Raw genomic sequence first — 16,219 nt, forward strand, 5'->3', positions numbered from 1 at the left:
AATATATAAGGAGAATTCTATCATGAATAGAGAAGAAGTAACATTGTTAGGTTTTGAAATCGTAGCCTATGCTGGCGACGCTCGTTCAAAACTATTGGAAGCCTTGAAAGCTGCTGAAGCTGGTGATTTTGAAAAAGCGGACGCTCTGGTAGAGGAAGCTGGTAGCTGTATCGCAGAGGCACACCACGCGCAAACAAGTCTATTGACTAAGGAAGCTTCTGGTGAGGACTTAGCGTATAGTGTGACCATGATGCATGGCCAAGACCACTTGATGACAACTGTCTTGTTAAAAGATTTGATGCACCACTTAATCGAACTTTATAAGAGAGGAGTTAAATAATGAACAAACTAATTGCATTTATCGAGAAAGGAAAGCCTTTCTTTGAGAAATTATCTCGTAATATCTATCTTCGTGCTATTCGTGATGGTTTCATTGCAGGTATGCCTGTTATTCTCTTCTCAAGTATCTTTATCTTAATCGCCTTTGTACCAAACTCATGGGGCTTTAAATGGTCTGATGAAGTTGTAGCCTTTCTGATGAAACCTTACAGCTATTCAATGGGGATTCTAGCTCTCTTGGTAGCTGGTACAACAGCTAAGTCATTGACTGACTCAGTAAACCGTAGCATGGAGAAAACCAATCAAATCAACTATATGTCAACACTGTTAGCAGCGATTGTTGGTTTGTTGATGTTGGCAGCTGATCCTATCGAAAATGGTCTAGCTACTGGATTCTTGGGGACAAAAGGTTTGCTTTCAGCCTTCCTTGCAGCCTTTGTTACCGTAGCAATCTATAAGGTTTGTGTTAAGAACAACGTCACTATTCGTATGCCTGACGAAGTTCCACCAAATATCTCACAAGTCTTTAAAGATGTGATTCCATTCACTCTCTCAGTTGTTTCACTTTATGCTCTTGATTTACTAGCTCGTCATTTTGTTGGTGCAAGCGTAGCTGAATCAATCGGTAAATTCTTTGCACCATTATTCTCTGCTGCTGATGGTTATCTAGGTATTACGATTATCTTTGGTGCCTTTGCTTTCTTCTGGTTTGTTGGTATCCATGGTCCATCTATCGTTGAACCAGCTATCGCAGCTATTACCTATGCCAATGCCGAAGTCAACTTGAACCTTCTCCAACAAGGTATGCACGCTGACAAGATTCTTACTTCTGGTACACAAATGTTTATCGTTACCATGGGTGGTACTGGTGCGACACTGGTTGTTCCATTCATGTTCATGTGGTTAACAAAATCTAAACGTAACCGTGCAATCGGACGCGCTTCAGTAGTTCCAACTTTCTTTGGTGTAAATGAACCAATCTTGTTTGGTGCACCTCTTGTTTTGAATCCAATCTTCTTCATTCCATTTATCTTTGCTCCAATCGCAAACGTTTGGATCTTCAAATTCTTTATTGAAACTCTTGGAATGAATTCATTTACTGCTAATCTACCATGGACAACTCCAGCTCCACTAGGTCTAGTTCTTGGTACTAACTTCCAAGTTCTATCATTCATTCTTGCTGTCCTTCTAATTGTAGTTGACGTAGTTATTTACTATCCATTCCTTAAAGTCTATGATGAACAAATTCTTGAAGAAGAGCGTTCAGGTAAATCTAATGATGAATTGAAAGACAAAGTTGCTGCAAACTTCAACACTGCAAAAGCAGATGCTATTCTTGAAAAAGCGGGTATCGATGCAGCTCAAAATACAATCACTGAAGAAACAAATGTCCTCGTTCTCTGTGCAGGTGGAGGGACAAGTGGACTTCTTGCGAATGCTTTGAATAAGGCAGCTGCAGAATACAATGTCCCTGTGAAAGCAGCAGCAGGTGGCTATGGTGCTCACCGTGAAATGTTGCCAGAGTTTGATCTTGTTATCCTTGCCCCTCAAGTTGCTTCAAACTTTGAAGACATGAAAGCAGAAACAGATAAACTCGGTATTAAACTTGCCAAGACAGAAGGCGCTCAATACATCAAATTAACTCGTGATGGAAAAGGTGCTCTTGCGTTCGTACAAGCTCAATTCGATTAACGATAGGGACTATAAAACAGTCTCCTATCGTTACGGAAATCGCTATGGCGAATTTCCTAATCGCCTTGTTAATTCGTCGGTAAAAAGATATCGTTTTTACCTTCTCATGTCACAATTCGATTAAGGCTAGGGACTCTGAAATAGTCTCCTATCGTTGCGGAAATCGCTATGGCGAATTTCCTAATCGCCTTGTTAATTCGTTGGTAAAAAGATATCGTTTTTACCTCCTCATGTCACAATTCGATTAAGGCTAGGGACTCTGAAATAGTCCCCTATCGTTACGGAAATCGCTATGGCGAATTTCCTAATCGCCTTATTAATTCGTCGGTAAAAAGATATCGTTTTTACCTCCTCATGTCACAATTCGGTGACTTGGTACAAGAAGTGAGATGGAGAAGGATGGCTCACTGACTCCTCTCCTCTCACTTTTAGTTTATTTAAATCAAGAAATAGGTGAAAAAAATGACAAAAATACTTCCAAAAGACTTTATTTTCGGTGGCGCAACAGCTGCTTATCAAGCAGAAGGTGCTACGCATACTGATGGAAAAGGACCAGTTGCTTGGGATAAATATCTTGAAGATAACTACTGGTACACTGCAGAACCAGCCAGTGATTTTTACAATCGATACCCAGTTGACCTCAAGTTGGCAGAAGAGTATGGTGTCAATGGCATTCGAATTTCTATTGCTTGGTCACGTATTTTCCCAACAGGCTACGGTCAAGTAAATCAAAAGGGTGTTGAGTATTATCATAATCTATTTGCAGAGTGTCACAAACGTCATGTTGAGCCATTTGTAACTCTTCATCACTTTGATACGCCAGAAGCTCTCCACTCAAATGGAGACTTCTTAAACCGTGAAAACATTGAACACTTTGTAGACTACGCGGCTTTCTGTTTTGAAGAATTCCCAGAAGTAAACTATTGGACAACCTTTAATGAAATTGGGCCAATCGGTGATGGTCAATACTTGGTTGGGAAATTCCCTCCAGGTATTCAGTACGACCTTGCCAAAGTCTTCCAATCGCACCACAATATGATGGTGTCTCATGCACGTGCGGTAAAATTGTACAAAGAGAACGGCTATAAAGGTGAAATTGGGGTTGTTCATGCTCTGCCTACTAAGTATCCTTTAGATCCTAAAAATCCAGCAGATGTTCGTGCAGCTGAGTTGGAAGATATTATTCACAATAAATTTATCTTGGATGCAACTTATCTTGGATACTATTCAGATGAAACGATGGAAGGTGTTAACCATATCTTATCAGTCAATGGTGGTAGCTTGGATCTTCGTGCAGAAGATTTCGAAGCATTAGAAGTCGCAAAAGACTTGAATGACTTTCTAGGCATCAACTACTATATGAGTGATTGGATGGAAGCATTTGATGGAGAAACTGAAATCATCCATAATGGTAAGGGTGAAAAAGGAAGCTCTAAATACCAAATTAAAGGTGTTGGTCGTCGTGTAGCTCCTGACTATGTACCACGTACGGATTGGGATTGGATTATCTACCCTCAAGGTTTGTATGATCAAATCATGCGAGTGAAGAAAGATTATCCTAACTACAAGAAGATTTACATCACTGAAAATGGACTTGGTTATAAAGATGAGTTCGTCGATAACACTGTTTATGATGATGGCCGTATTGATTATGTCAAACAACACTTAGAGGTCTTATCTGATGCGATTGCTGATGGTGCAAACGTCAAAGGATACTTCATCTGGTCATTAATGGATGTCTTCTCATGGTCAAACGGTTATGAAAAACGCTACGGTCTCTTTTATGTAGACTTTGAAACACAAGAACGTTATCCTAAGAAATCAGCTCACTGGTACAAGAAAGTAGCAGAAACTCAAGTGATTGAGTAGTAGAATTACTAATTAGATATAGAATTTTAGTGAGGCAAAAAGATGTTCAAAGATTTTATCCAATCTATTTATGAAAAAGTTTATATTATAAATTTCGAAAAATGTTCTCAAATACCTTGTTTGACTAATGAGGAGCTGAAAAATCTTGGGAAATGGTATATCTCTACCGGTAAAGAATGGATTTGCCATTCAGACTATGAGCTAGAAGAATTTAAAAATATCTTTTTAAGTTTTATCAGTCCTGAAGAACGGGATAATATCTCCTTTGATTCAGATTTTATGCCGTTTCAACAATCATAAAGAATCTAGGAAACTCTTTGTAAAAATCTTCATCCAAAAATGCGTCATATCAAGATTCTTATTTTCTTGATATGACGCATTTTATTTTTTATCAATCCTCAGTTTTATGGTTTAGAAAGAATAATTTTTGTTTGTTTTGAAAGTTGTTCAAACGTTTCTTTGCTCAGTTTAGAATCTGAAACGATGGTATCAATATCAGAGATATTGTAGAAGGTATAGAAATCAAATTTATTGAACTTACTATGGTCAGCTAGTAAGTATTTTTTATTGGAATTATTGAGGGCGATGCGTTGAGATTCACCTTCCTCTTCACTAAAGGTCGCAATCGCATTGTCTTTAATACCATTACAGCTAACGAAAGCTTTAGAAAATTGGAGATTGGCTAGGTTTTGCAAGGTTAGTGTTCCGACAAAGGCTCCAGTGATAGAGCGGTAGTTTCCACCAATTAAAATCAAATCTGTTAGTTTTCGTTCGTTTAGAATGAGAAAGACTGGTAAACTGTTTGTTACAACACGAATATTATCAATTGGAAGTTCACGAGCAAAAGATTCCAAGGTTGTCCCTGGCCCAATAAAAATGGTTTCACCCTCATCAATTAAATGGCCTGCAAAACGGCTGATTTCTTGTTTTTCTGCGATTTGTAAGCCTTGTTTTTCAATATTGGAACGCTCATTATTTAAAATAGAACCTGTGCGAATTTTCTCAGCTCCACCGTGAACTCGAACAAGTAAATCCTTGTCTGCCAACTCTTGCAAGTAGCGTCTAGCAGTCATATCTGACACATCCAAGCGAGTCATGATTTCTTTTACAGTAATAGTTCCCTTTGTATTTACCGTTTCTAGAATATTATCTAGTTTTTCCTGCTTTAACATCGTTATCACCTCTATTTCTATTACTATTTTATCATAAAGTATTCAATCAATCAATTTAAAAAACAAAAGAAAACAAAAACAAAAATATCATGGTTGTTTTAAACAAGCCATGATATTTGTTATCAGTTCTGGGATAATTGAATTAGTCCAAACCGTAGTTGTAGTCATCGTCTTGCATAGCTTCAACTTCACCAAGAAGGTAACCATTTCCGACTTGAGAGAAGAAGTCGTGGTTGGATGTTCCTGTTGAAATACCGTTCATAACGATTGGGTTGACATCATCAGCTGAATCTGGGAAGAGTGGATCTTGTCCCAGGTTCATGAGTGCTTTGTTAGCATTGTAGCGAAGGAAGGTCTTGACTTCTTCAGTCCAACCAACACCGTCATAGAGGCTTTCTGTATAGCCTTCTTCATTCTCGTAGAGAGTGTAGAGCAGATCGTACATCCATTCTTTGAGTTTTTCTTGCTCTTCTTCAGGTAATTCATTGAAACCAAGTTGGAATTTGTAACCAATGTAGGTTCCGTGAACAGATTCATCACGAATAATTAATTTGATGATTTCCGCAACGTTGGCTAGCTTGTTGTTACCGAGATAGTAGAGGGGAGTGAAGAAACCAGAGTAGAAGAGGAAAGTTTCAAGGAAGACGCTGGCAACTTTCTTTTCAAGTGGGCTACCGTTTAGGTAGATTTCGTTGACAATCTCAGCCTTCTTTTGTAGGTAAGGATTGGTATTGGTCCATTCGAAAATTTCTTCAATCTCAGCCTTTGTATTCAAGGTAGAAAAGATTGATGAGTAAGATTTAGCGTGAACAGATTCCATAAATTGGATGTTATTGAAAACAGCTTCCTCATGTGGTGTACGGATGTCTGCGCGAAGGGCTTGAACCCCAGTTTCAGATTGCATAGTATCGAGAAGGGTTAAACCACCAAAGACTTTTCCAACCAAGTCTTTTTCTACATTTGATAGTTTTCTCCAGTCATCCAAGTCATTTGACAAGGGAATACGTGTATCAAGCCAGAATTGCTCCGTCAGTTTTTCCCAAGTTGATTTGTCGATGACATCTTCGATGGCATTCCAGTTAATGGCTTTGTAGTAAGTTTCCATTTTGAAATCTCTTTCTGTGTTTAGTATTGCGAACTCACAATTACTTCTATTTTATCATAATTCTAGAGGAGTATCGCACAAAAAGTCGGAAGCCCGACTTTTTGTTATTTCATAGTATAGATGCTTATTCTAGTTTAGCAGGGTGAATGAATCACTTATCTGAGAAAATGTAGTTTCCTCAAGCAAAGATTAAATCACACAGCTTTCACATTGGTTGGCACCGACTTCTCCACCATCATCTGTAAAGGTACGGACGTAGTAGATAGACTTGATTCCCTTGTTAAAGGCATAGTTACGAAGGATAGACAAGTCACGTGTCGTTTGCTTATTTTCCTTCTTCCATTCGTAAAGACCTTTTGGAATGTCACTACGCATGAAGAGAGTGAGTGAAAGTCCTTGGTCCACGTGCTCAGTTGCAGCAGCATAGACATCAATCACCTTACGCATATCCATGTCGTAGGCAGAAGTGTAGTAAGGAATGGTTTCTGTTGACAAGCCAGCAGCAGGATAGTAGATTTTACCGATTTTCTTTTCTTGACGTTCTTCGATACGTTGCGTAATCGGGTGGATAGAAGCAGAAACGTCGTTGATATAGCTGATAGAACCATTTGGTGCTACAGCAAGGCGGTTTTGGTGGTAAAGACCATCTGCTTGAACCTTGTCGCGAAGTTCAGTCCAGTCAGCAGCACTTGGGATAAAGACATCTTTGAAGAGTTCTTTAACACGGTCTGATTTTGGAACAAACTCGCCTGTAATATACTTGTCAAAGTAGCTTCCGTTAGCATAGTCTGATTTTTCAAAGTTATGGAAGGTAATACCACGTTCACGCGCGATATTGTTTGATTCTACCAAGGTCCAGTAGTTCATGAGCATGAAGTAGATGCTTGTAAACTCAACAGACTCAGGCGATCCATATTCAATCAATTGTTGGGCAAGGTAGCTGTGAAGTCCCATGGCACCAAGACCAAAGGTATGAGCTTGGCTATTTCCGTGGTCGATGGTAGGAACAGCTACGATGTGTGAACTATCTGTAACGAAAGTAAGGGCACGAACCATAGCACGGATAGAACGACCAAAGTCAGGTGAAGTCATCATGTTGACCACGTTGGTTGAACCAAGGTTACATGAAACATCTGTTCCCATTTGAAGGAATTCTTGAGCATCGTTGATCAAGCTTGGTTCTTGAACTTGAAGAATCTCAGAACACAAGTTACTCATGATAATCTTACCATCAACTGGGTTTGCACGGTTAGCCGTATCAATGTTGACAACATAAGGGTAGCCAGATTCTTGTTGCAATTTAGAGATTTCAGTTTCCAAATCACGCGCCTTGATTTTTGTTTTGCGGATATTTGGATTTGCGACTAGTTCATCGTATTTCTCAGTGATGTCGATGTAGTTGAATGGTACACCGTATTCAAGCTCTACAGAATAAGGGCTGAAGAGGTACATTTCTTCATTTTTACGTGCTAATTCGTAGAATTTATCGGGCACTACAACACCAAGTGAAAGTGTCTTAACACGAACTTTTTCATCGGCGTTTTCCTTCTTAGTTGAAAGGAAGGCGATAATATCTGGGTGGAAGACGTTGAGGTAGACAACACCAGCACCTTGACGTTGACCCAATTGGTTTGAGTAAGAGAAGCTGTCTTCGAAAAGCTTCATAACAGGAACGACGCCAGAAGCAGCTCCTTCATAGCCTTTGATAGGTGCACCAGCTTCACGAAGGTTGCTGAGAGTAATTCCCACACCACCACCAATACGTGAAAGTTGAAGAGCTGAGTTGATAGAACGTCCGATAGAGTTCATATCATCCGTTACTTGGATTAGGAAGCAAGATACTAACTCCCCACGGCGAGCACGTCCAGCATTCAAGAAGGAAGGAGTAGCAGGTTGGTAGCGTTGGTGGATGATTTCATTGGCAATATCGATTGCAACAGCTTCATTGCCATCAGCGAAATAAAGGGCGTTAAAGAAGACACGGTCTTCCATGCTTTCAAGATAATATTCACCGTCATTAGTCTTTAAGGCGTATTGATTGTAAAACTTATAAGCTGCCATGAAAGACTTGAATTGGAAGTTTTGGTCTTTGATAAATTGAGCCAATTCTTCCAAAAATTCTGGACGGTATTTCTTGATAAAGGCTGTTTCGATGTAGTTGTGTTCAATGAGGTAGTTGATTTTATCCTTGATTGAATCAAAAACCATAGTATTTGGAACTACATTTTCTTTAAAGAAAGCATCCAGGGCTTCCTTATCTTTATGAAGCATGATTTGTCCATTGACAGGACGGTTGATTTCGTTATTGAGACGGAAGTAAGTTACGTCTTCAAGATGTTTTAATCCCATAAAATTTCCCTTATCTAATTACAAAAGAAAGGCTTCTAAGTTAGCCCTAGAAGCAATTTCTTCTGGATGATGTACTAAGATTATGCTAATTGTTTCAGTTTTCCTGGTTGGAAACCTGAAAAGACTTCTGTTGGTGTTTGGATAACAGGAGCTGCGCTGAAACCGAGCTCTTTAACTTGATCGATGTACTCAGGTTGCTCATCAAGATTGATTTCACGATAAGCGACATTATTACTGTCCAAGAAACGTTTGGTCATTTTACATTGGACACAGTTGTTTTTAGAATAAACGGTTACCATTGTGTAACTCCTCTTTCAAAATAGATTACTTTCTTAGTATATCAGAAAATAAATTTTTGTCAATGATTTGAAACTAAATATAGTGGTATATTTTTCTACTCAAGGTCGCAAAACACAACATGTAGTGTTTGTTTTGTAAAATAGTGATGATTATCCTAGAAGTAGTTTTTTGGAAAACTATATCCTGTGTTTTGTTATCTAGAATAGAAGATTTTCAGCAAGTTATCTGAAAGGAAATCGAATAAATCCCATAAAATGCTTGAAAAAAATCCTAGAAGATGGTATAATACCAAATTGTAAGGGTTATCACATATAACTCAAAAAAGAAAGAACAAAAGGAGAGTCAAACTATGGCTTCTAAAGATTTCCACGTAGTGGCAGAAACAGGTATTCACGCACGTCCAGCAACATTGTTGGTACAAACTGCAAGCAAATTTGCTTCAGATATCACTCTTGAGTACAAAGGTAAATCAGTTAACCTTAAATCAATCATGGGTGTTATGAGTCTTGGTGTTGGCCAAGGTGCTGATGTAACTATCTCAGCTGAAGGTGCAGATGCAGATGACGCTATCGCTGCAATCTCAGAAACAATGGAAAAAGAAGGATTGGCATAAGGAAAATGACAGAAATGCTTAAAGGAATCGCAGCATCTGATGGTGTTGCAGTTGCAAAAGCATATCTACTCGTTCAACCGGATTTGTCATTCGAGACTGTTTCAGTCGAAGATACAAACGCAGAAGAGGCTCGTTTGGATGTAGCTCTTGAAGCTTCTCAAAACGAGCTTTCTCTTATCCGTGAGAAAGCTGTAGGTACGCTTGGTGAAGAAGCAGCTCAAGTTTTTGACGCTCATTTGATGGTTCTTGCTGACCCAGAATTGATTGGTCAGATTAAAGAAACAATCCGTGCTAAGAAAGTCAATGCTGAAGCAGGTCTTAAAGAAGTGACTGACATGTTCATCACTATCTTTGAAGGCATGGAAGACAACCCATATATGCAAGAACGTGCAGCGGATATCCGCGACGTGACAAAACGTGTATTGGCAAACCTTCTTGGTAAAAAATTACCAAACCCAGCTTCTATCAATGAAGAAGTAATTGTGATTGCGCATGACTTGACACCATCTGATACAGCTCAATTGGACAAAAACTTTGTAAAAGCTTTTGTAACAAATATCGGTGGACGTACAAGCCACTCAGCTATCATGGCACGTACACTTGAAATTGCAGCTGTATTGGGAACAAATAACATCACTGAAGTAGTGAAAGACGGCGATATCCTTGCCGTTAACGGAATTACTGGTGAAGTGATTATCAACCCAACAGATGAACAAGCGGCAGAATTTAAAGCAGCTGGTGAAGCTTATGCTAAACAAAAAGCTGAATGGGCACTTTTGAAAGATGCTCAAACAGTGACTGCTGACGGTAAACACTTCGAGTTGGCTGCTAACATCGGTACTCCAAAAGACGTTGAAGGTGTTAACAACAACGGTGCAGAAGCTGTTGGACTTTACCGTACAGAGTTCTTGTATATGGATTCTCAAGACTTCCCAACAGAAGATGAGCAGTATGAAGCATACAAGGCTGTTCTTGAGGGAATGAATGGTAAACCAGTGGTTGTTCGTACAATGGATATCGGTGGAGATAAGGAACTTCCTTACTTCGATATGCCACATGAAATGAACCCATTCCTTGGATTCCGTGCCCTTCGTATCTCTATTTCTGAAACTGGAGATGCAATGTTCCGTACACAAATCCGTGCCCTTCTTCGTGCTTCTGTTCATGGTCAATTGCGTATCATGTTCCCAATGGTTGCCCTTTTGAAAGAATTCCGTGCAGCTAAGGCAGTTTATGAAGAAGAAAAAGCAAACCTTCTTGCTGAAGGTGTTGCAGTTGCGGATGACATCCAAGTTGGTATCATGATTGAAATCCCTGCAGCAGCAATGCTTGCAGACCAATTTGCAAAAGAAGTAGACTTCATGTCAATTGGTACAAACGACTTGATCCAATACTCAATGGCAGCAGACCGTATGAATGAACAAGTTTCATATCTTTACCAACCATATAACCCATCAATCCTTCGCTTGATCAACAACGTTATCAAGGCGGCTCACGCTGAAGGTAAATGGGCTGGTATGTGTGGTGAGATGGCTGGTGACCAAAAAGCTGTTCCACTTCTTGTCGGAATGGGCTTGGATGAGTTCTCTATGTCAGCAACATCTGTACTTCGTACACGTAGCTTGATGAAGAAATTGGATACTGCTAAGATGGAAGAGTACGCTAACCGTGCCCTTACAGAGTGTTCAACAATGGAAGAAGTCCTTGAACTTCAAAAAGAATACGTTAACTTTGATTAATTTCATTAACCTTGTAACCTAGTTGCAAGGTTTTTTGATACATTCGGGAATAGTATAGTCTTGTAAAGTCCACTTTTCAATGGTTCAGAGGCATGGTATAATAGGGGAAAGTAATTAGAATAAGAGAGAAACTATGTCTAAAGAAATTGATATTGAGTACTACCACCAGCTGGCCTTACAAAAGCAGAAGGAGCACCGTAAAGTTTTAGCCAATTTAAAGAAAAAACCTCCTAAAAACCTAGACAAGATAGCCCAGCAGATTCACCAAGAAGTCTTTACGGAGATTGATTGTACGGCCTGTGCCAACTGTTGCAAGACATTGGGGCCCGACTTCAAGGAAGCAGATATTACACGAATCGCCAAGTACTTTAAGATGAAATTACCAGCTTTTGAAGCGGAGTTTCTGCAGGTAGATGAAGATGGCGATAAGGTTTTTAAATCCATGCCTTGTCCCTTTCTAGGAGGAGATAATCTCTGTTCCATCTATGATGTTCGTCCAAAGGCCTGTCGTGAATTTCCCCATACAGACAGGAAAAAAATCCATCAAATCAACCATTTGACTATTAAGAATACCTTGACCTGTCCAGCAGCCTATCTCTTTGTTGAGAAATTAAAGGATAAGTTATAGAGATTTAAAGGATAAAAAATTTCTAATAATAACTAGTAATATGAAGGGAGAACTCTGTGCCTAGACCGAAAACAAAAGAGGAGCTAATGCTGGCCTCTAAGGAAAACTATGAAAAGCTCAATCGTTTCATCTCCCAACTAAGTGAAGATGAGCTACAGATTCCATTTGATTTTTCAAGAGACCCAAAGAAAAAAGAAGCTCACTGGAAAAGGGATAAAAATCTACGGGATGTCTTGATCCATCTTTATGAATGGCAGCAGTTACTTTTGACTTGGGTACATTCCAATCAAAAAGGTCACGAAAGACCTTTTCTCCCTGAATCTTATAATTGGAAAACTTATGGAGAAATGAATATCGCTTTTTGGAAGAAGCACCAGAAAACCTCCTTAGAAGAAGCGACTAGACTCCTAGAACAATCACATAGGGAGGTTTTAGAATTGATAGAAGTTTTTAGCAATGACGACCTCTTTACCAAAGGTGTCTATAAGTGGACCGGCGGAACAAGTCTAGGTTCCTACTTTGTCAGTAACACCTCCAGTCATTATGATTGGGCTATGAAAAAACTCAAAGCTCATCGGAAGAATTGTAAGGGATAGATGGCCTATTTGAAATGGCAAGAATGAGTTCTTTTAAACGTAAGATAAAAACAAAGGGCCATCAAGTGATGTAGCCCTTTTGAGTTATACAATTAAATTACCATGCAAAAGCTGTCGTTGGAGCATTGAGCGCTTCTAACCACTGTTTATTTTTTACGGGGCAAAGAGTTACGGATATACCAGCCATATCTAGACTGGTCATAAATGTTCCTGATTTTATAAAGGTAATAGTGACTCCTTCAATTTCTAAGAGTTGAAGGAGATCATTGATAAATACGCCCATTTCTAGGTTGGTAGTAGTACCTAGATTATTTACAAGCAATATAAATTGATCACCCTTTTTCCAATGATAGTGCAATCTTAATTTGCTTATAATTTCATTTGCAAGGATTTCCGAAGATTGAAATGGAACGATACGATAGCCTTCTTCGCCATGTATCCCAATACCATAAGAAATATTTCCTTCTTCCAAGTTAAATAGTGGAAGGGTGGCTTGAGGGAGACTAGCCGATTTCGTTGCAAAGCCAATTGTTGCGATTTCGGGAGCAAGTTGATGACCTAAATCAGTTAGTTGCTCGATGTCGGCACCATTTTGAGCTGCATATCCTAGAACTTTATGAAGTAAAATAGTCCCTGCAAGCCCTCTTCCTCTAATTTGAAATCTATTGTGAGGTTCAATAGAAATATCGTCGTGTGCTAGACTATAGCCGACCTTAATTCCTTCTTGTCTAGCAGTATTAATGGCCCAGCTAAATTCTTTGATGTCTGCTTCGAAATTTTTTACAATGATGAAGACACCGTGACCATTGTTTAAAAAACGAATGGACTCTAAGATTTCAGTTCTTGTAGGAGGAGTAAATAATTGGCCATAGATAGCAGCGGTAAGCATTCCTTCTCCCACATATCCAATATGCGCAGGTTCGTGACCGGAACCTCCACCCGACAATATTGGAACCTGATAAGGATTGCGATTTTTTTGATAGACTAATGGTAAGGTAGGGTGTTTTTCTAATTCAGGATGACTGCTGACAGTTGCCGAAATGTAACTTGAAATAATTTTCTGTTTATGATTTGAAATAAATGTCATTGTGGTCTCTTTCCAATAATTGTCATGATTAGAAAGTCTGGTTGTGGAACTGGACTTTTTTTATTGACGTAAGCCTTCACGATCTCTGCTAGAGCATGTGAATGATAGTCTAACAAAAAGCAAGTATAAGCAGATGAATCGATATCAATCTGACCGTATTCTCTTAAAATTTTTGATACAAGCAAGCGACAGTAGCTGATAAATTGGTCATAGAAGTTATTTTGCCCTTGAATATCAAAAAGTTGAATATAAAAGTCACGCTCTTGTTCGAAATAAAAAAATAATTCTTGTAATAGTTTTTGGCCAGAAATGAAGTCCAAGTTATTGGTGATATACTCGGTTAAGTCATTTTCAAATATCCAGTCTAGCAGTTCATATTTGTCAAGAAAGTGATTATAAAAGGTCTGTCTACGAATGCCAGCTGATTCCATGATATCTACAATGGAGATTTTGTCAAATTCTCTAGTAGCTAATAGATCTCTAAATGCCTTGGCAATCCGTTTTTTTGTAATAAGTGATGATGCCATAGGAAGCCTTTCTTTTACTTACTTCATTTTACCAAAAAAATGTTTTAAACGGGTTTAAAAGGGGACAAATAATAGAATCTGTCCCTTATCATCTACCAATAAAAAATATATAATGAAAGCGAAAACAAAGATACATGCCGAAAGGAGTTTCTCATGAAAAAAATTATAAATGAACCGACACAAGTTGTTGATGAAATGTTGCAGGGATTGTCATTCATGCATGATGACTTGGTAGAACGCTTAGATGGTTTTGATGTCATCGTTAGAAAGGCAGAAAAGACAGGAAAAGTTGGACTCATTTCAGGTGGAGGTTCAGGACATGAACCAAGTCATGCTGGATTTGTAGGAGAAGGAATGTTGTCTGCTGCCATTTGTGGAGCAGTCTTCACTTCACCTACTCCAGACCAAATTTTAGAAGCCATTAAGGTGGCTAATGAAGGTGCTGGAGTTTTCATGGTCATCAAGAACTATTCTGGTGACATTATGAACTTTGAAATTGCACAAGAACTTGCTGAAATGGAAGGTATTGATATAGCAAGTGTTGTGGTTGATGATGATATCGCTGTTGAAAATAGTCTCTATACCCAAGGCCGTCGAGGTGTTGCAGGTACTATTTTAGTCCATAAAATTTTGGGTGCTGCGGCTCGTTCTGGTAAATCATTATCTGAAATGAAGGACTTGGCTGACAAACTTGTCTTAGAAATTAAAACAATTGGCTTAGCTCTATCTGGCGCTACTGTTCCAGAAGTTGGGAAACCAGGTTTTGTTCTAGAAGATGATGAATTTGAATATGGAGTTGGTATCCACGGTGAGCCAGGATATAAAAAAGAGAAAATGCAACCTTCAGCACAATTGGCCTCAGAATTGGTTGAAAAATTATCTGAAGGTTTCCAACTTAAGGCTGGAGAACGCTATGGCCTTCTCATTAATGGTTTAGGAAGCACTCCTCTTATGGAACAATACGTATTTGCAAATGATGTGGCAAAATTACTCCATGAAAAAGGTGTTGAGTTGGCATTTAAGAAAATTGGAAACTATATGACATCAATTGATATGGCTGGATTATCATTAACATTGATTCGATTGGCAGATGATGAATGGTTGGATGCTCTAAATGCACCTGTTACTACCCCAGCTTGGTAAAACTCAAGGAGGAAATGTCAAATGAATGCTGAACAAGCTCTTGAATGGATGAAGCTTTTTAATGAAAAGATTCAAAAACAGAAAGATTACCTTAGTGAGCTAGACACACCTATAGGAGATGGAGACCACGGTGGAAATATGGCGCGTGGCATGGCTGCAGTTATGGAAAACTTAGAAGGAAAGCAATTTGAAACAAGCAGTGATGTGTTTAAGCTTGTCTCAATGCAACTGCTGAGTAAGGTAGGCGGTGCTTCTGGTCCTCTGTATGGCTCTGCTTTTATGGGCATGGCCAAGGCTGATTCAAATTCGAAATTAGAAGAAATCTTACAAAGTGGTTTGGATATGATTGTCAAACGTGGGAAAGCAGAAGTTGGAGAAAAGACAATGGTTGATGTTTGGACTCCTGTTATTGCTGCCTTGTCTGATGGCCAGTTGACTCAAGAGGTTATTGATCAGGTAGTGAATGCTACCAAAGATTTACTTGCAACTAAAGGAAGAGCATCTTATGTAGGAGAGCGATCTCTCGGACATATTGATCCTGGATCATTCTCATCAGGATTACTCTTTACTGCTCTTTTAGAAACTGGGGTGGTTTAATGGGAAGTGTTGGTCTTGTTATCGTTTCACATTCCAAAAACATTGCACAAGGTGTTGTTGAACTGATTAGTGAAGTAGCTAAAGATGTTCCGATTACTTATGTAGGAGGAACCGAGGATGGAGGAATTGGAACAAGTTTTGATCAAGTAGATAGGGTTGTTTCCGAAAATCCAGCAGATACTTTACTTGCCTTTTTTGACCTAGGTTCTGCTAAAATGAACTTAGAAATGGTGGCTGATTTCAGTGATAAAAGTATTATGATCAATAGGGTTCCAATTGTAGAAGGTGCCTATACTGCAGCAGCTCTTCTTCAGGCTGGTGCAGAACTGTCAGTTATTCAAACACAGTTGTCGGAGCTTGAAATCAATAAATAAGGAATCTTCCTATCATTCCTTTTATAGGTGAGTTATTGATTATCTCAACTATCAAATTTTAAGTAAATGATTTCAAAATCAGAAAGGGA

General features: G+C 38.9%; 17 protein-coding genes. 11 read left to right on the top strand and 6 right to left on the bottom strand.

Annotated features, from left to right (window positions below; translation table 11 throughout):
• The first annotated feature begins 22 nt into the window (after positions 1–22).
• From OCF95_RS00260 to OCF95_RS00275, 4 genes are all read left to right on the top strand, one after another.
• On the top strand, positions 23–340 hold the full coding sequence (locus OCF95_RS00260; protein ID WP_042751088.1) for a PTS lactose/cellobiose transporter subunit IIA: 318 nt from the start codon (positions 23–25) through the stop codon (positions 338–340).
• The gene (locus OCF95_RS00265) at positions 340–2,031 is read left to right on the top strand and encodes a lactose-specific PTS transporter subunit EIIC (protein WP_261104569.1); all 1,692 of its coding nucleotides are present in this window, start codon (positions 340–342) and stop codon (positions 2,029–2,031) included. Before OCF95_RS00260 ends, OCF95_RS00265 begins: the two co-directional genes overlap by 1 nt.
• Positions 2,032–2,493: 462 nt before the next feature.
• Positions 2,494–3,900, top strand: a complete 1,407-nt coding sequence (gene lacG / locus OCF95_RS00270; protein WP_261104570.1) for a 6-phospho-beta-galactosidase — start codon at positions 2,494–2,496, stop codon at positions 3,898–3,900.
• Positions 3,901–3,942: 42 nt separating this feature from the next.
• Positions 3,943–4,200 (top strand): DUF3884 family protein, encoded by a 258-nt coding sequence (locus tag OCF95_RS00275; protein WP_261104571.1) that lies wholly within the window; start codon positions 3,943–3,945, stop codon positions 4,198–4,200.
• A 104-nt stretch (positions 4,201–4,304) separates the two neighbouring features.
• Here the strand turns inward: OCF95_RS00275 and OCF95_RS00280 are convergent, their stop codons facing one another.
• From OCF95_RS00280 to nrdH, 4 genes are all read right to left on the bottom strand, one after another.
• A complete protein-coding gene (locus OCF95_RS00280) occupies positions 4,305–5,072 on the bottom strand; it encodes a DeoR/GlpR family DNA-binding transcription regulator (RefSeq protein ID WP_261104572.1) in 768 nt (255 codons plus the stop codon).
• Positions 5,073–5,214: 142 nt separating this feature from the next.
• Positions 5,215–6,177 carry a class 1b ribonucleoside-diphosphate reductase subunit beta gene (nrdF, locus tag OCF95_RS00285; protein ID WP_000451386.1) on the bottom strand — a complete coding sequence of 321 codons (963 nt, stop codon included), beginning with the start codon at positions 6,175–6,177 and terminating at the stop codon, positions 5,215–5,217.
• Between the two features lie 189 nt (positions 6,178–6,366).
• Positions 6,367–8,526, bottom strand: a complete 2,160-nt coding sequence (nrdE, locus tag OCF95_RS00290; protein WP_084862333.1) for a class 1b ribonucleoside-diphosphate reductase subunit alpha — start codon at positions 8,524–8,526, stop codon at positions 6,367–6,369.
• A gap of 80 nt (positions 8,527–8,606) precedes the next feature.
• Positions 8,607–8,825 (bottom strand): glutaredoxin-like protein NrdH, encoded by a 219-nt coding sequence (nrdH, locus tag OCF95_RS00295; protein WP_000259240.1) that lies wholly within the window; start codon positions 8,823–8,825, stop codon positions 8,607–8,609.
• A 350-nt stretch (positions 8,826–9,175) separates the two neighbouring features.
• On the opposite strand from nrdH, the gene OCF95_RS00300 reads away from it, so the two are divergent.
• From OCF95_RS00300 to OCF95_RS00315, 4 genes are all read left to right on the top strand, one after another.
• Positions 9,176–9,439, top strand: a complete 264-nt coding sequence (locus OCF95_RS00300; RefSeq protein ID WP_000146947.1) for a phosphocarrier protein HPr — start codon at positions 9,176–9,178, stop codon at positions 9,437–9,439.
• A 5-nt stretch (positions 9,440–9,444) separates the two neighbouring features.
• Complete coding sequence (gene ptsP / locus OCF95_RS00305) at positions 9,445–11,178, top strand: phosphoenolpyruvate--protein phosphotransferase (protein WP_004241506.1); 1,734 nt, start codon at positions 9,445–9,447, stop codon at positions 11,176–11,178.
• A 133-nt stretch (positions 11,179–11,311) separates the two neighbouring features.
• On the top strand, positions 11,312–11,806 hold the full coding sequence (locus OCF95_RS00310; protein WP_020903329.1) for a YkgJ family cysteine cluster protein: 495 nt from the start codon (positions 11,312–11,314) through the stop codon (positions 11,804–11,806).
• A 56-nt stretch (positions 11,807–11,862) separates the two neighbouring features.
• Positions 11,863–12,402, top strand: a complete 540-nt coding sequence (locus OCF95_RS00315; protein ID WP_261104573.1) for a ClbS/DfsB family four-helix bundle protein — start codon at positions 11,863–11,865, stop codon at positions 12,400–12,402.
• Positions 12,403–12,499: 97 nt separating this feature from the next.
• Here OCF95_RS00315 and dhaQ read toward each other — a convergent pair whose 3' ends face one another.
• Positions 12,500–13,489 (bottom strand): DhaKLM operon coactivator DhaQ, encoded by a 990-nt coding sequence (gene dhaQ, locus OCF95_RS00320; RefSeq protein WP_261104574.1) that lies wholly within the window; start codon positions 13,487–13,489, stop codon positions 12,500–12,502.
• Positions 13,486–14,016 (bottom strand): dihydroxyacetone kinase transcriptional activator DhaS, encoded by a 531-nt coding sequence (gene dhaS / locus OCF95_RS00325; protein WP_070527476.1) that lies wholly within the window; start codon positions 14,014–14,016, stop codon positions 13,486–13,488. Before dhaS ends, dhaQ begins: the two co-directional genes overlap by 4 nt.
• Before the next feature lie 153 nt (positions 14,017–14,169).
• Between dhaS and dhaK the strand changes: the two genes are divergently transcribed.
• The 3 genes from dhaK to dhaM are packed head-to-tail and all read left to right on the top strand — an operon-like array spanning position 14,170 to position 16,130.
• Positions 14,170–15,159: a dihydroxyacetone kinase subunit DhaK gene (gene dhaK, locus OCF95_RS00330; protein ID WP_261104575.1), complete on the top strand. Its 990-nt coding sequence runs from the start codon at positions 14,170–14,172 to the stop codon at positions 15,157–15,159.
• Between the two features lie 21 nt (positions 15,160–15,180).
• Complete coding sequence (gene dhaL / locus OCF95_RS00335; RefSeq protein ID WP_261056242.1) at positions 15,181–15,756, top strand: dihydroxyacetone kinase subunit DhaL; 576 nt, start codon at positions 15,181–15,183, stop codon at positions 15,754–15,756.
• A complete protein-coding gene (gene dhaM / locus OCF95_RS00340) occupies positions 15,756–16,130 on the top strand; it encodes a dihydroxyacetone kinase phosphoryl donor subunit DhaM (RefSeq protein WP_049543605.1) in 375 nt (124 codons plus the stop codon). Before dhaL ends, dhaM begins: the two co-directional genes overlap by 1 nt.
• Positions 16,131–16,219: the final 89 nt, after the last annotated feature.

This window comes from Streptococcus mitis (assembly GCF_946188615.1).
Taxonomy (GTDB): Bacteria; Bacillota; Bacilli; order Lactobacillales; family Streptococcaceae; genus Streptococcus; species Streptococcus mitis_BZ.

Coding starts and splice junctions, on each gene's coding strand:
- OCF95_RS00260 (WP_042751088.1), top strand. CDS start 23: ATGAATAGAGAAGAAGTAACATTGTTAGGTTTTGAAATCGTAGCCTAT.
- OCF95_RS00265 (WP_261104569.1), top strand. CDS start 340: ATGAACAAACTAATTGCATTTATCGAGAAAGGAAAGCCTTTCTTTGAG.
- lacG (WP_261104570.1), top strand. CDS start 2,494: ATGACAAAAATACTTCCAAAAGACTTTATTTTCGGTGGCGCAACAGCT.
- OCF95_RS00275 (WP_261104571.1), top strand. CDS start 3,943: ATGTTCAAAGATTTTATCCAATCTATTTATGAAAAAGTTTATATTATA.
- OCF95_RS00280 (WP_261104572.1), bottom strand. CDS start 5,072: ATGTTAAAGCAGGAAAAACTAGATAATATTCTAGAAACGGTAAATACA.
- nrdF (WP_000451386.1), bottom strand. CDS start 6,177: ATGGAAACTTACTACAAAGCCATTAACTGGAATGCCATCGAAGATGTC.
- nrdE (WP_084862333.1), bottom strand. CDS start 8,526: ATGGGATTAAAACATCTTGAAGACGTAACTTACTTCCGTCTCAATAAC.
- nrdH (WP_000259240.1), bottom strand. CDS start 8,825: ATGGTAACCGTTTATTCTAAAAACAACTGTGTCCAATGTAAAATGACC.
- OCF95_RS00300 (WP_000146947.1), top strand. CDS start 9,176: ATGGCTTCTAAAGATTTCCACGTAGTGGCAGAAACAGGTATTCACGCA.
- ptsP (WP_004241506.1), top strand. CDS start 9,445: ATGACAGAAATGCTTAAAGGAATCGCAGCATCTGATGGTGTTGCAGTT.
- OCF95_RS00310 (WP_020903329.1), top strand. CDS start 11,312: ATGTCTAAAGAAATTGATATTGAGTACTACCACCAGCTGGCCTTACAA.
- dhaQ (WP_261104574.1), bottom strand. CDS start 13,489: ATGACATTTATTTCAAATCATAAACAGAAAATTATTTCAAGTTACATT.
- dhaS (WP_070527476.1), bottom strand. CDS start 14,016: ATGGCATCATCACTTATTACAAAAAAACGGATTGCCAAGGCATTTAGA.
- dhaK (WP_261104575.1), top strand. CDS start 14,170: ATGAAAAAAATTATAAATGAACCGACACAAGTTGTTGATGAAATGTTG.
- dhaL (WP_261056242.1), top strand. CDS start 15,181: ATGAATGCTGAACAAGCTCTTGAATGGATGAAGCTTTTTAATGAAAAG.
- dhaM (WP_049543605.1), top strand. CDS start 15,756: ATGGGAAGTGTTGGTCTTGTTATCGTTTCACATTCCAAAAACATTGCA.